Consider the following 14,481-nt stretch of genomic DNA (forward strand, 5'->3'; position numbering starts at 1 on the left):
TCGCCATGCCTGCCGGAATCCACCGTGTCCTGCCTCCAGCTCGCAGTCTGGAGCTGTTCGACACGCCTTCGGTGCGCCGTGCGGAGGCGGCAGCCCAGGCCACCTTGGCACCCCACACGCTGATGCGGCGCGCAGGCCTGGCCGTGGCACGGCTTGCCCTGGCGACGCACCCGCATGGCCAGGCCATCGGCGTCCTCGCGGGCCCTGGCAACAACGGAGGCGATGGCCTCGAAGCCGCGATGCACCTGGTTCAGGCTGGCCGCCGCGTCACCGTGCATCTGCTGGCGGATCCTCTGCAACTGCCGGCCGACGCTGCGCAATCGCTGCAACGGGCCCGCGAAGCCGGCGCCCCGGTGTACACCACGCTGCCGTCGCGCATCGAAGCCGATCTGCTCATCGACGCGTTGCTGGGCCTGGGCCTGCGGCGAGCCCCCGAGGGGAACATCGCCGAAGCCATCCGCCTGAGCCACCGCTTCGCCGGTCCGGTCCTGGCGGTGGACATTCCTTCCGGCCTGCACGCGGAAACGGGCGCGCGCGTCGGTTCCGAGGCCGTGCGGGCAACCCATACCCTGTCGCTGCTGGCGCTGAAGCCCGGCCTGTTCACCGGCGAAGGCCGCGAGCTGTCGGGTGATATCTGGCATGACAGCCTCGGCGTCGATCCCGGTGGAACCGAGACCCCCATCGCGCGCCTGAACGGCGTTGACGGGCTGTTCCGCCACGACAGGCCGCTCAGGCATTCCCAACACAAAGGCAGCTTTGGCGATGTGGTGGTGATCGGCGGGGCCACCGGCATGGCAGGCGCGGCCCGGCTCGCGGGCCGCGGGGCGCTCGCCGCGGGCGGAGGTCGCGTCTACTTGAGCCCGCTGGATCTCGACGCCGGTGGCGACGATGCGCGCCCCGAACTGATGCACCGGCCCGCCGCATGGGCGCCGCCGCAGCAATTGCTGTCGCACGCGACCGTCGCCTGTGGCTGCGGCGGCGGCCAGGCCGTGGCAGCCGTGCTCGACGCCACGCTGCTCGGCGCGCCCCGCCTGGTGCTGGACGCCGACGCGCTCAACTCCGTTGCCGCCAGCCCTGCGCTGCAAACCGCGCTTGCACAACGTGCGCGGCACGGCCAGCCCACGGTGCTCACGCCGCATCCACTCGAAGCGGCGCGCCTGCTGGACTGCGACACGCAGGCCGTGCAGGCCGACCGCCTGCGTGCCGCCATGCACCTGGCCACACGCTTCGGCGCCACCGTCGTGCTCAAGGGCTCGGGCACCGTGCTCGCCGCGCCGGGGCGGCTGCCGTGCATCAACCCGACCGGCAATGCGCTGCTCGCCACGGCCGGCACCGGCGACGTGCTGGCCGGCTGGATCGCCGGTTCATGGGCGCAGATGCCGCAAGACACCGGCTGGGCCGCCGCGACGGCCACCGTGTGGCTGCACGGCCTGGCGGCCGACGAAGCAGCCGCCAGCGGTCAACGCGGCCCGCTGCGGGCCGCAGACCTCATCGAGGCGATGCACCGGCTCAGCTGATGCGCCGGGACGGCCTTCAGCGCCGCTTCCGGGTCTTGCCCGCGGCAGGCGACTTCCGCCCCGCCCCGCCGCCATTACGCTGGCTCGCCACCTTCCGCGTGCGCGCCTTGACGTTGCGATCGGCTTCCTGCACCGCCGCGAGTTCGTCCACGGCATTCGATGAACGCCGCTCGCCCGACTTGTCTCTCGCCGCCCGTGCAGCGATCAGGCGGTCCGTCTCGCCTTCGCGAACCATGCGGAAGTCGATCCGGCGGCCGTCCAGGTCCACGCGGCTCACCTGCACCCTGACACGCGAACCGATCGTGTAACGCACGCCGCTGCGCTCGCCGCGCAGTTCCTGCCGAGCCTCGTCGAAGCGGAAGTACTCGCCGCCCAGCTCGGTGATGTGCACCAAGCCCTCGACGTACAGCCCATCCAGCGTGACGAACAGGCCGAAGCTGGTCGCGGCGCTGACGGTGCCGCTGAACTCCTCGCCCAGACGCTCGCGCATGTAGCGGCATTTGAGCCAGGCCTCGACGTCGCGCGACGCTTCGTCGGCGCGCCGTTCGTTCGCGCTGCAATGCGCACCTGCGACGTCCCACGCTTCGGCTTCGTTCATGCGCATCGTGCCCGGCACGCCCTTCGCCGACGACTTGACCGGCTTGCCGCCCTTGCGTACCACCGTGGGTTCGGCGGACACCAGGGACGCATCGAGGTGATAGCGCTTGTTGGCCAGGAGCCCCTTGATGACCCGATGCACCAGCAGGTCCGGATAGCGCCGGATCGGGCTCGTGAAGTGCGTATAGGCCTGGTAGCCCAGCCCGAAGTGGCCACTGTTGGCCGAGGTATAGATGGCCTGCTGCATGGAGCGCAGCAACATGGTGTGGATCTGCAGCGAATCGACCCGGTCTTTCGTGGCCAATGCAATGGCCTGGAACTCGGCCGGCGTCGGATCGTCGCTCACTGTCAGGCCCAGGCCAAGCGAACGCAGGTAGTTCTGCAGCGTCGTCTTCTTCTCGGGCGTCGGTCCTTCGTGCACGCGGAACAGGCTGGGGTGCTTGCCGTGCTGGATGAAGTCGGCTGCGCACACATTCGCCGCCAGCATCGCCTCTTCGATCAAGCGGTGCGCCTCGGTGCGGATGCGCGGGACGATCTTTTCGATGCGGCCGTTCTCATCGCACACGATCTGCGTTTCAGTCGTCTCGAAATCCACCGCACCACGCGCCGCCCTGGCCTTCAACAGTGCACGGTACACCTCGTGAAGGTGCAGCAAGTGCGGCACCAGCGCCTCACGCTTTGCAGCTTCGGGCCCGCGCGTGTTGGCCAGGATGGCCGCGACCTCGGTGTAGGTGAATCGCGCATGCGAATGCATGACGGCCGGGTAGAACTGGTAGGCCTCCAAGTCACCCCCTTCGGTGACCAGCATGTCGCACACCATGCACAGGCGATCTTCGTGCGGATTGAGCGAACACAGGCCGTTCGAGAGCTTCTCCGGCAGCATGGGGATCACCCGCCGCGGGAAGTAGACCGAAGTCGCCCGTTCATAGGCATCGGCATCGATGGGTTCGCCCGGCTTCACGTAATGGCTCACGTCGGCGATCGCCACCAGCAGCCGATACCCGGAGAACGCACTCTTGCCGCGCCCCTTCTTGAACGGCTCGCAATACACCGCGTCGTCGAAGTCGCGCGCATCTTCGCCATCGATGGTGACCAACGGCACATCGGTGAGGTCGATTCGGTGGCGTTTGTCGACGGGCCGCACCCGCTCCGGCAGCGCGGCCGCCTGTGCCAGTGTTTCCGGCGAGAAGCGGTGCGGCACCTCGTACTTGCGCACGGCGATCTCGATCTCCATGCCCGGGTCGTCGATCTCGCCCAGCACTTCACTCACACGCCCCACGGGCTGCGAGAACATCGATGCCGGCTCGGTGAGTTCAACCGCGACCACCTGACCAGCCTGCGCATTGGCCGTCGCGTTCTTCGGGATCAGGATGTCCTGGCCATAACGCTTGTCCTCGGGCGCCACGAGCCATACGCCGCTTTCGTGCAGCAAGCGGCCAATGATGGGCGCCTTGCGCCGCTCGACGATCTCGAGCACCCGCCCCTCAGGCCGGCCCTTGCGGTCATAGCGCACCACCCTGACACGCACCCGGTCGCGGTGCAAGACGGCGCGCATCTCCTGTTGGGACAAATAGATGTCGCTGCCACCGGGTTGCAGGACAAAACCGTGGCCATCACGATGGCCCTGCACAACCCCTTCCAATTCGCTCATCAGAGCAGCGCCGGGGTTCGAAGCACTTGCGTTTGTTGAATTTTTGATGATAGACTCTCGGCTTCCCTGAGACGCCCAGGTGGCGGAATTGGTAGACGCACTAGTTTCAGGTACTAGCGGGTAACTCCGTGGAGGTTCGAGTCCTCTCCTGGGCACCAAATCCAAAAAGGGCCGATGCTGAAGCATCGGCCCTTTTTTCATTGGCGGCAACGGTGCAAACGTCATGATCGATGCATTGAATCATGCCGCCGCCTGCCGACAACCGCCGCGCTTGTGCAGCAAGGCCGGCGCCACGGCCAGCCTCCCGCATAGAGATGCATGCGGACAAGCCGCGTCGAACCGTGGTCAAACCACGAACTTCCTTGCCAACCCTTCCGGGCGCAGGTTGTCGTATTCCTCGAACGGCTGGTGGATCCACGGGCTCGTGGGCAGCAGCTCGACGTAGTAGTCGGGTGTGTAGCTCGATACGCCCTTGGTCCAGATCACCGCGGAGCGCAGCTCGCGAATCGATGGCATGCCACGCAACCGCTCGACCACGGCCTTCAGCGTGATGCCTGAATCGGCCAGGTCGTCGACCAGCAGCACCCGGCCCGCCAGCTCGCCCTTGGGCATGGTGATGTACTTGGCCATGTCGAGGCGGCCTTGGATCGTCCCGGCCTCGGCCCGATAGGAACTGGTGGACATGATCGCCAGCGGCTTGTCGAAGACACGCGACAACACATCGCCCGGACGCATGCCGCCCCGCGCAAGGCAAAGAATCTGGTCGAACTCCCATCCGGAGTTGTGCACCTTGAGCGCCAGCCGCTCGATCAGCATGTGGTACTCGTCCCAAGAGACGTAGAGGTGTTTGCCATCGTCGGTCAGCATCGAAAGCTCCTGGTCTGGCGATGAATCATCAGGCTTGGTAAGGGTGACGCAGCAGGATCGTGTGCTCACGGTCCGGGCCGGTGGACACCATGTCGATCGGAGCACCGATGAAGGACTGCACGCGTTCCAGATAGGCCCGTGCGTTCTTGGGCAAGGCATCCCATTGGGTGATGCCGGCCGTGCTGCCGGCCCATCCCTCGAACGTCTCGTAGATGGGTTGGCAGGCCGCGATGTCGTCCGCATCGAGCGGCAGGATGTCGATGCGCTGGCCGTGCAGGTCGTAGCCCACGCAGACCTTGATCTCCTTCAGCCCATCCAGCACGTCGAGCTTGGTGATGCACAAGCCGGAGATGCCGTTGATGATGATCGAGCGCTTCAACGCTGCCGCATCGAGCCAGCCGCAACGGCGCGCCCGGCCGGTCACGGTCCCGCGCTCCTGCCCCACCGTCGACAAGTGGTGCCCGACGGTGCCGGCATCGTCGATCGGCAGCTCCGTCGGGAACGGTCCGGAGCCCACCCGCGTCGTGTATGCCTTGGTGATGCCGAGGATGTAGTGCAGCTGCTCCGGCCCCACGCCCGAGCCGGCTGCGGCATTGCCTGCCACGCAGTTGCTCGAGGTCACGTAAGGATACGTGCCGTGGTCGATGTCCAGCAGCGTGCCTTGCGCACCCTCGAACAGGATGTTCGCGCCTTCCCGGTTGGCGGTATGGAGGCGGTAGCCCACGTCCGCGAGCATCGGCTTCAGTTGCTCGGCCACCGCCATGGCGTGGTCGAAGATGGGTTGGAACTCCAGTGGCTTCGACCGCAGGTAGCCGCTCAACGCGAAGTTATGCAGCTCGAGCAGCTCTTGCAGCTTCTTCGCGAAGCGTTCGGGATGCTTCAGATCCTGCACGCGCAGCGCACGGCGGGCGACCTTGTCCTCGTACGCCGGCCCGATGCCCTTGCCGGTGGTTCCGATCTTGCCGACACCACTGGTCTCCCGCAGCGCCTCGCGCGCCTTGTCGACCTCCACGTGGAACGGCAGGATGAGCGGGCACGATTCGCTGATGAACAAGCGGGATCGCACCTCGAGACCGATCTTTTCGAGCCGCTCGATCTCCAGCAGCAAGTGCGACGGATCCACCACCACGCCATTGCCGATGAAGCACTGCACGCCCTCGCGCATGATGCCGCTCGGGATCAATTGCAGCGCCGTCTTCACGCCCTTGATCACCAGCGTGTGGCCCGCGTTGTGCCCCCCCTGGAAGCGCACCACCGACTGTGCGTGGTCGGTCAGCCAGTCCACCACCTTGCCCTTGCCTTCGTCGCCCCATTGGGTGCCGACGACGACCACGTTCTTGCCACGCGCTCGCGTGGCCGGATTGCTCTGCTGTTGCATGGTTACCGAAAGGTTCGTGGAAAGAGAGTCAGAGCGCGCGCAGCGCCCAGCGGCCATCGATACATGCGAGCTCGCGGTCGCAGTCGAATTCCTGGCCTTCGTGTTCATGGCCCGGCAGGACGCAGACCACTGTTTCACCTTGCTCGCGGAGCTGTCGCACCGCCGCCCGCAGCGCCGCATCCTCACCCCAAGGCGCACGGATCGCCACGCGCGGCGGATGGGGCGTAGCCAGATCGACCAACGACTTCAGATCCAGGCTGAAGCCGACTGCCGGCCGCTTGCGGCCGAACACCGCACCGACCTCGTCGTAACGCCCGCCGCGCACCAGCGAATCGCTGGCACCCTCGCCATACAGCGCAAAACGCACCCCGCTGTAGTACGCGTAGCCGCTCATATCGGCGAGATCGAAACCCACCCGCACCTGGGGATGCGTGCGGCGCACATGGCTCGCAAGCCATTCGAGGTCGTCCAGCGCTGCCGTGATCGGCGCGCGAGCAGGAAGGTGTGTGCGTGCGGCCTGCAACACGTCACTCCCGCCATACAGCCGCAAGAGCGTGGACAAGGCCTGGCGGGTTTCAGGCGGGAACTCCGCCGTCAACGCCGCCATGGCACCGCCATCCTTGTGCGCTAGTGCGGAAACCAGCTCATCGAGCCGGCCCGCATCCAGCGACGAATCCGCAAGCACGGCGCGGACCACCCGCGCATCGCCGAGGTCCAGCACCGGCCGCTCGATGCCCGCCGAACGCAAACCGTCCAGCGCCAATTCGATGACCTCCAGCTCCGCTTCGAGTCCGGCATGGCCGTAAATCTCTGCACCGAACTGAAGCGGCTCACGCGTGGCATGCAGCCGCTCTGGGCGGGTGTGCAGCACCGGCCCGCAGTAGGCCAAGCGGGTCACCCCGCGGCGATTGAGCAGGTGTGCGTCGATGCGGGCCACTTGGGGCGTTGTGTCGGCACGCAGCCCCAAGGTCCGGCCGCTGAGCTGGTCGACCAGCTTGAAGGTCTTGAGGTCAAGCTCTCGGCCCGTACCCGACAGGAGCGAATCCAAGTGCTCCAGCAGCGGCGGCATGACCAGTTCGAAGCCGTAGCCGCGCGCCATGTCGAGCAGCGCCCGGCGAAGTTCTTCGATACGACGTGCCTGCGACGGCAGGACATCGGCAATGTGCTCGGGCAGCAGCCACGCAGACGACATCAAAAGGCACCGGTATTGAAAACGGCATTGTACCGATGCGAGCTTCAGCTGCCGCCATGGAGGTACAGCAACCCGAGCCCGATCAGCATGCTGACCAGGCCCATGAAACGGATCTGGCCATCGGTCATCTGCGTCGCACGCTCGAAAACGGCGCGCCAAGCAGGAGGGCTGAAGAACGGCAGCACGCCTTCGAGGACCAGCATCAGCGCCAACGCGCCCAGCAACAGATCGCTCATCGGCGCACGCCGCTCAGCGGCTGCGTGGCGACGTGCCGGCGTCCGGCGAGCGCATGGCCCTGAAGAAGTCGGCGCTCGGATCCACGACCATCACGTCGCTCTTGTTGCGAAAGCTCGCCCGGTATGCCTCGAGGCTGCGGTAGAACTGCGCGAACTGCGGATCACGACCGAAGGCATCGGCGTACAGCGCAGACGCCTGCGCATCGCCTTCGCCCTTGATCTTCTGCGCGTCGCGGTAGGCCTCGGCGATGATCACCTCGCGCTGCCGGTCGGCATCAGCACGGATCTTCTCGCCGTCGGCGGCGCCCTGCGAGCGCAGTTCGTTGGCGACCTGCTTGCGCTCCGACTCCATGCGGCGGTACACCGAATCGGTGATGTCGGCGACGAAGTCCACGCGCTTGACGCGCACATCGACGATCTCGATGCCGAAGGCCTTGCCCTCGTCCGCCAGCCGATCGCGCACGGCTTGCATGACCTGTTCGCGCTCCGTGGCGAGCACGCCGCGCACGGTGCGGCGTGTCACCACCTCGTTGAACGCGGCTTGCACGACCGGCGCCAACCGGCTTTCCAGGTTGCGGATGTCGACCCCGCTGTTGCGGATGAACTGCCGAGGCTCGACGATGCGCCACTTGATCAGCCAGTCGATCACCAGGCTCTTCTTCTCGGCCGTGAAGATCGGCCGGGTCTCCGGGCTGTCCAGCGTCTGCACACGCTTGTCCAGGAACACGACATTCTGGAACGGCGGGGGCAGCTTGACCTTCAGACCGGGCTCGGTGATGACCTCCTTGATCTCACCGAGTGCATACACGACGGCGACCTGGCGCTGGTCGACGATGAAAAGCGTCGAACTGGCCAGCATCAGCAGGATCAGCGCACCAGCGACGATGGCTCCGATTCGGTTCATGTTCTCTGTGTCTCCTGCTACTTCAGCGGACTTCGCGATCGCGGCTGCGCTGGTTTTCACGCGACCGCGCATCGAGCGACGGATTCGGGCCCGGCTCGACCGGCATGGACGGAACGGCGGTGCCGCTGGCCGAGCCTGCCTGTGGCGCCGCGCCGGACTGCTGGAGCAGCTTGTCCAGCGGCAGGTACAGCAGATTCGATCCGCTGCGGCTGTCGACCATCACCTTCGTCACGTTGCTGTAGACCTGCTGCATCGTCTCGATGTAGAGGCGGTCCCGCGTCACGCCAGGCGCCTTCTGGTACTCCGTCAGCACCGAGCGGAAGCGCTGCGCATCACCTTCGCCCTGGGCAACGACGCGCGCCTTGTAGCCCTCGGCCTCTTCGCGAAGCCGGGCGGCCGTACCTTGCGCCTTCGGGATCACGTCGCTCGCGTAGGCCTGGCCTTCGTTCTTGAAGCGATCGCGATCGGCGCCGGCCTTCACCGCGTCATTGAAGGCAGCCTGCACCTGTTCCGGCACCTGCACATTCTGGACGTTCACGTTCGCCACGATGATCCCGGCCTTCAGACGATCGAGCTGCGCCTGCACGGACTTGGCCAGATCGGTGGCGATGGCATCACGCTGTTCATAAAGCACCGAATCGATCCGGCTGCGCCCGACGATCTCGCGCACCGCCGACTCCGCCGCCTGCACCACGGCCTCGTCCGGGCTGCGGTTCTCGAAGAGGTACTCACGCGCATCCTTCAACCGGTACTGGACGGTGAAGCGGATGTCGACGATGTTCTCGTCCTCGGTGAGCATCGACGAATCACGCAGGCCGGTCGCCTGGATCACGCTGTTGCGGCCCACCTCGACCGAGCGCAACTGCGTCACCGGCACGGTTTCATGGGCCTGGAAGGGGTACGGAAAACGCCATTGGAAACCAGCTTCGGCGGTATAGGCATAGCGGCCGAACGATGTGACCACGGCCTGGTGGCCTTCCTGCACGATGAAGAAGCCGCTCGCCGCCCACACCAGCACGACGACCGCACCGATCAGGCCCACGCCGATGCCTGCGCTCTTCATATCCGGACGAAACGGCGGGCCGCCGTTCCCGTCTACCGGAGGGCGGTTGCTGCCACCGCCTTGCTTGCCACCGAGCAGGCCGCTGAGCTTGCGATTGAAATCGCGCCACAGTTCATCGAGATCGGGCGGGCCGTCGTTGCGGCCATTGTTCAGGACGAGCGTATCGCTGCCAGCCTGGGGCCGGCGCTGCAGCGCGGAGCGGGCGGCGCCGGCCAGCAACGCGCCGGCGGCTCGCGCGACGGCCGAGAGACTGGGACGCTCAGGGAACGATTGGCGCATGGTCATGCTTGCATGAATCGGGTGGCAGAGGCCTCCGGGGCCTCCGGGGAATGGGTCTCGGATACTGGATCGGGTGCCTCGCCGCGCTGGCCACCGGGATGCCAAGCGTCCGACTGGCCGGAGGCGGCCAGTGCGATCGCATCGCGCAGCGCGTCGAGGCCCAAGCCTTCCATGGCGCTGACGAAGATCCGCGGCACGCGCAGGCCGGGCGCACGTTCCAGTGCATCCACGAGTACACGCGGGCGCTGGCTTTCGTCGAGCCGGTCGAGCTTGTTATAGACCAGGATCTGCGGGATGCGTTCGGCACCGATCTCCGCCAATACCCGATCCACCTCGTCCAACTGCTCCGCCAGCGCCGGGCTGGAGGCATCCACCACGTGCAGCAGCAGGTCTGCGTCGGCGGCCTCCTGCAGCGTCGCCTGGAAGGCCTCGACCAGCTTGTGCGGTAGGTCGCGGATGAAGCCCACGGTGTCCGACAAGGAAACCGCCCGTCCTAGCGATGCCAGGTAGAGCTGGCGCGTCGTGGTATCCAACGTGGCGAACAGCTGGTCGGCGGCATAGGCGCGGGCCTTCACCAAGGCGTTGAACAGCGTGGACTTGCCCGCATTGGTGTAGCCGACCAGCGAGATCCGGAACGTGCCGTTCTTCTCCCGCGCACGCCTTTGTGTACCGCGCTGCCGCTTGACCTTCTCGAGCCGCTGCTTCACGGACTTGATACGGTCGCCGATCATCCGACGATCCAGTTCGATCTGCGCCTCGCCCGGACCGCCACGCGTACCGATGCCGCCGCGCTGGCGCTCCAGATGGCTCCAGCGCCGAACCAACCTGGTCGCGACGTACTGCAGGCGCGCCAGCTCCACCTGCAGCTTGCCCTCGTGGCTCTGCGCGCGCTGGGCGAAGATTTCGAGGATCAGCGCGGTCCGGTCAGCGACGGGCACGCCGAGGTGGCGCTCCAGGTTGCGCTGCTGGGCAGGGCTCAAGGCCTGGTCGAAGATCACGCCGTGTGCGCCGTGCGCCTCGACCAGCGCGCGGATTTCATCCGCCTTGCCGCTGCCGACGAACAAAGCCGCGTCCGGCGCCTTGCGCCGTGCGATCAGCCGCGCCACGGCCACGTCGCCAGCCGATTCGGCCAGCAACGCGAGTTCGTCGAGCGTGGGATCGAAAGACGACGACGGCCCGAGATCGACGCCGACGAGCACAGCCCGGGCGCCCTCGGCAGAAGGCGCGCCAGGCGAGGAGACTTCAGAACTCAAAGTAGGGAGTACCAGAGCGGCCGTCAGGCCGCGTCGCCCGGTTCCTGCGCATGGAAATTCACCGCACGGCCGGGCACAACCGTGGAGATGGCGTGCTTGTAGACCATTTGCGTCACGGTGTTGCGCAACAGGACGACGTATTGGTCGAAGGATTCAATATGGCCCTGCAGCTTGATGCCGTTGACGAGATAGATCGACACCGGCACGTGTTCCTTGCGCAGCAGGTTCAAAAACGGGTCTTGTAGAAGTTGCCCTTTATTGCTCATGGACATTCTCCGTGTCTTCGCAGTTCAGATTCATAGCACGTTATCACAGGGTTGCCCCTGATGGCCGGCGGATGCACGACAACGTCGTCCTGCCCCAGCCCTTTACGAGCCCTTGTCGTCGAAAGGGTTCCGCGACGATTTCATTTCAATGCGCAGCGGCGTGCCGGTGAGCTTGAAATGGTCGCGGATCCGGCCTTCCAGAAATCGCTTGTAGGCGTCCGTCACGTGCTCCAGAGAATTCCCGTGCACCACGACGACCGGGGGATTCATGCCCCCTTGGTGGGCATACCTGAGCTTGGGCCTGAAATTGCCGGCCCGCTTGGGCGCCTGGTGCGTCACCGCGTCGTGCACGAGCCGCGTCAGCACAGGCGTCGACATCTTGCACGTGGCCGAAGCATGGGCGTCGGCGATGGTCTTCCACAGCGGGCCGAGGCCCTGGCGCTTCAACGCCGAGATCTGCACGATGGGGGCGAACTTCAGGAATGCCAGGCGGCTCGCGATCGAGCGCTCCAGCATCTCGCGCTGGTAGCCGTCGATGGCATCCCACTTGTTGACCGCGAGGACCACGGCCCGCCCCGCATCCAGCACGTAGCCGGCGATGTGCGCATCCTGTTCGGTCACGCCCTGGGTCGCGTCGAGCAGTAGCACGACGACGTTGGCGTCGGCGATGGCCTGCAGCGTCTTGACGACCGAGAACTTCTCGATCGCCTCGAAGACGCGGCCCTTGCGGCGCAAACCCGCCGTGTCGATCAGCTCGAAGCGCTGGCCGTTGCGCTCGAAGGGCACATGGATGGCATCGCGCGTGGTGCCGGGCATGTCGAAGGCGATGAGCCGCTCCTCGCCGAGCCAGGTGTTGATGAGGGTGCTCTTGCCGACATTCGGGCGCCCTGCCACGGCCAGGCGGATGGGCCGCCCCTCGTCCCCCTCGGCCTCTTCATCCTCCTCGGGCCACTCGAAGCTGTCGAGGACCGCCTCGGCCAGGCTGCGGATGCCCTGGCCGTGCGACGCGGAGATCGGGTGCGGCTCGCCCATGCCGAGTTCATGGAACTCGGCCAGCAGCGGGGATTCGATCATCCCCTCCGCCTTGTTCACCGCGATGAACACCCGCTTGTTCGCCGCGCGCAGGTAGCGCGCGATGTCCTGGTCCTGGGGCGACAACCCGGCGCGGATGTCGACGACGAACACCACCGCATCGGCCTCCGCGACGGCCTGCTTGGTCTGCTTGGCCATCTCGGCCACGACGCCGGTGGGCTTGTCCGGCTCGAAACCACCCGTGTCGATCAGGATGAACTCGCGGCTGCCAACCCGGGCATCGCCGTAGTGGCGGTCACGGGTCAGGCCCGCAAAATCGGCCACGATCGCATCGCGGCTCTTGGTGAGCCGGTTGAAGAGCGTGCTCTTGCCGACATTGGGGCGGCCCACCAGGGCCACGACCGGTTTCATAGGATGTACCTGCTGTCCGCCATCACTCGGGGCGGAATGCGAAGACGCCGCCGTTGCGCGTCGTCACGATGACCGTATTGCCCCAGCGCACCGGTGCTCCGAGCACCGGCGAACCATCGGTGGGCAGGCGCAGCAACGTCGCGCCATTCTGACGGTCGAGGAAATGGACCTGGCCTTCGACGTCACCGAAGATCACGGTGCGGCCGATCACCAACGCACCGCTGAGTTGGCGGTACATCAGGCGCTCGCTCGTCCAGGCGATGTCGCCGTTCGACGCCCGCCACGCGGTGATGCGATCGCTGCCATCCGCGCCGACCACCAGGTCCGCATCCGCCCCGACGGCCTGCACGCCACCGACATTCTTGCTCCACTGCAGCGCGCCTCGTTCCGCGTTGACACAACCCACGGAAGACTGGAAAGCGCGCATGCAGACCGATTCGCCATGGCGCTGCAGGGGCCCGATCAGGTCGGCCAGCCGCTCGACCTCGTTGGTACCGCGCGGCGTGGCCACCGCCACGTCCCAGCGCACCGTGCCCCGCAGCGGGTCGACACCGACGAGGCGCGGGCCCTGGCCGACCAGCAGCGTGTCCTTGTAGGGGGCGAGCACGCTGGCCTGCGACAGCGTGAGCGCGTCGCCCGGACGCTGGAGCTTCCACAGCAGCTTGCCGTCGAGGGCATCGAACGCGTTGACGATGCGATCCACGCCCATCACGAACACCCGCTCGCCCGCCACCAACGGCGGCGTCGCCACGCGGGCATTCAGGCGATGGCGCCACTTGACGCCACCACGCTCCAGCACCACGAGTTCGTTGTCGCGCGTGACGACGGCAGCGACACGCCCGTCGGTCCCCACGCCGGCGACGATGCGCCCACCGACGTTGCCTCGCCAGATCTCTGCGCCGGAATCGGCCTGCAGCGTGACGACGTTGCCGTCCCCCGAGGCGAGCGTGATCTCGCCCTCACGCACGGTCGGCACCAGCGGGAAGGTCAGCGTGTCGAGGCGGACGCTCCACACCTGGCGCCCGGCGATCGCTGGCGTCACGGTTTCCAGCGGCGTGGGCTTCGGCTTGTCGGTCGACGAGCAGCCGGCAGCCGTCACGACGACGGCCGCCACCGCCATGCAACGCAGCAACAGGGTGCGCATCACGGCGCCACCCCGCTGGCCGCCGGCGCAGCCCCCAGCGCCGTGAGCTTGGCGTCGATCAGCTGCCGGTACTCGAGCTTGGCGTCCATCGCCTTCCAGGCGGCCTGGTAAGCCGCCTTGGCTTCATCCTGCTTACCCTGGGCAAGCAGCACATCGCCGCGGCGGTCGGCGACCAGTGCCTCGAAGCCGGTGGATTTGGCAGCTTCCAGCTGGCGCAGCGCGTCGTCGTACTGCTTCTTGTCGATCAGGATGCCGGCCGCACGCAGCCGGGCCACGGTGCGGTATTCATCCTCGCTGGCGTTGTCGGCCACCCAGGCCAAGGTCGCCAGCGCCTCGTCGGGCTGGCCCTTGTCGAACTGGAGCTTGGCGGCAACCAAGCCGCCCTGCCCCGCATAGGCCGTGCGCGGATAGGTGCCCTTGAGATCCCCGAAGACCTGCGTGGCACGCGCCGAGTCGCCTGCGTTCGCCGCGACCTCGAGCGCGTCGTACATCGCCGCTGCCTTGACGCCCTGGTTGCGCTGCCAGGTGTTCCAGCCGGTCCAGGCCGCGAAGCCGCCCAGCGCGAGCACGAGCACCCAGGTGATGAGGTTGCCGTACTGCCGCCAGAAGGCCTTGATGTCGTCGAGCTGTTCCTGCTCTTGCAGATCGAGTTGGGTTGCCATGCGATGCTTCTTGTATTCAGACCGCCCCG

General features: G+C 66.7%; 13 protein-coding genes and 1 tRNA gene. 2 read left to right on the forward strand and 12 right to left on the reverse strand.

Annotated features, from left to right (window positions below; genetic code table 11):
• Positions 1-5 precede the first annotated feature (5 nt).
• Positions 6-1,517, forward strand: coding sequence for an NAD(P)H-hydrate dehydratase (locus V4F39_RS19030; protein ID WP_332291378.1), 1,512 nt, complete (start codon positions 6-8; stop codon positions 1,515-1,517).
• Between the two features lie 16 nt (positions 1,518-1,533).
• On the opposite strand, the gene rnr is transcribed toward V4F39_RS19030, so the two are convergent.
• A complete protein-coding gene (gene rnr / locus V4F39_RS19035) occupies positions 1,534-3,765 on the reverse strand; it encodes a ribonuclease R (RefSeq protein ID WP_378234999.1) in 2,232 nt (743 codons plus the stop codon).
• A gap of 73 nt (positions 3,766-3,838) precedes the next feature.
• On the opposite strand from rnr, the gene V4F39_RS19040 reads away from it, so the two are divergent.
• Positions 3,839-3,923: transfer RNA gene (locus tag V4F39_RS19040), tRNA-Leu, on the forward strand.
• 187 nt (positions 3,924-4,110) lie between these two features.
• On the opposite strand, the gene V4F39_RS19045 is transcribed toward V4F39_RS19040, so the two are convergent.
• From V4F39_RS19045 to V4F39_RS19095, 11 genes are all read right to left on the reverse strand, one after another.
• On the reverse strand, positions 4,111-4,632 hold the full coding sequence (locus V4F39_RS19045) for a phosphoribosyltransferase (protein WP_332291379.1): 522 nt from the start codon (positions 4,630-4,632) through the stop codon (positions 4,111-4,113).
• A 28-nt stretch (positions 4,633-4,660) separates the two neighbouring features.
• Entirely contained in the window at positions 4,661-6,010 is a 1,350-nt protein-coding gene (locus V4F39_RS19050) for an adenylosuccinate synthase (RefSeq protein ID WP_332291582.1), read from the reverse strand.
• Between the two features lie 28 nt (positions 6,011-6,038).
• The gene (locus V4F39_RS19055; protein WP_332291380.1) at positions 6,039-7,202 is read right to left on the reverse strand and encodes an ATP phosphoribosyltransferase regulatory subunit; all 1,164 of its coding nucleotides are present in this window, start codon (positions 7,200-7,202) and stop codon (positions 6,039-6,041) included.
• Between the two features lie 44 nt (positions 7,203-7,246).
• The gene (locus V4F39_RS19060; protein ID WP_332291381.1) at positions 7,247-7,438 is read right to left on the reverse strand and encodes a DUF2065 domain-containing protein; all 192 of its coding nucleotides are present in this window, start codon (positions 7,436-7,438) and stop codon (positions 7,247-7,249) included.
• A gap of 13 nt (positions 7,439-7,451) precedes the next feature.
• A complete protein-coding gene (hflC, locus tag V4F39_RS19065; RefSeq protein WP_332291383.1) occupies positions 7,452-8,342 on the reverse strand; it encodes a protease modulator HflC in 891 nt (296 codons plus the stop codon).
• Positions 8,343-8,364: 22 nt separating this feature from the next.
• On the reverse strand, positions 8,365-9,684 hold the full coding sequence (hflK, locus tag V4F39_RS19070) for an FtsH protease activity modulator HflK (RefSeq protein WP_332291384.1): 1,320 nt from the start codon (positions 9,682-9,684) through the stop codon (positions 8,365-8,367).
• A 2-nt stretch (positions 9,685-9,686) separates the two neighbouring features.
• Complete coding sequence (gene hflX / locus V4F39_RS19075) at positions 9,687-10,883, reverse strand: GTPase HflX (RefSeq protein WP_332291385.1); 1,197 nt, start codon at positions 10,881-10,883, stop codon at positions 9,687-9,689.
• Positions 10,884-10,960: 77 nt separating this feature from the next.
• The gene (gene hfq / locus V4F39_RS19080; RefSeq protein ID WP_250196916.1) at positions 10,961-11,203 is read right to left on the reverse strand and encodes an RNA chaperone Hfq; all 243 of its coding nucleotides are present in this window, start codon (positions 11,201-11,203) and stop codon (positions 10,961-10,963) included.
• Between the two features lie 102 nt (positions 11,204-11,305).
• Positions 11,306-12,646, reverse strand: a complete 1,341-nt coding sequence (gene der, locus V4F39_RS19085; RefSeq protein WP_332291386.1) for a ribosome biogenesis GTPase Der — start codon at positions 12,644-12,646, stop codon at positions 11,306-11,308.
• Between the two features lie 22 nt (positions 12,647-12,668).
• On the reverse strand, positions 12,669-13,790 hold the full coding sequence (bamB, locus tag V4F39_RS19090) for an outer membrane protein assembly factor BamB (protein ID WP_332291387.1): 1,122 nt from the start codon (positions 13,788-13,790) through the stop codon (positions 12,669-12,671).
• The gene (locus V4F39_RS19095) at positions 13,790-14,452 is read right to left on the reverse strand and encodes a YfgM family protein (protein WP_332291388.1); all 663 of its coding nucleotides are present in this window, start codon (positions 14,450-14,452) and stop codon (positions 13,790-13,792) included. Before V4F39_RS19095 ends, bamB begins: the two co-directional genes overlap by 1 nt.
• Positions 14,453-14,481 lie beyond the last annotated feature (29 nt).

It is taken from the genome of Aquincola agrisoli (assembly GCF_036621135.1).
Classification (GTDB): Bacteria; Pseudomonadota; Gammaproteobacteria; order Burkholderiales; family Burkholderiaceae_C; genus Aquincola; species Aquincola agrisoli.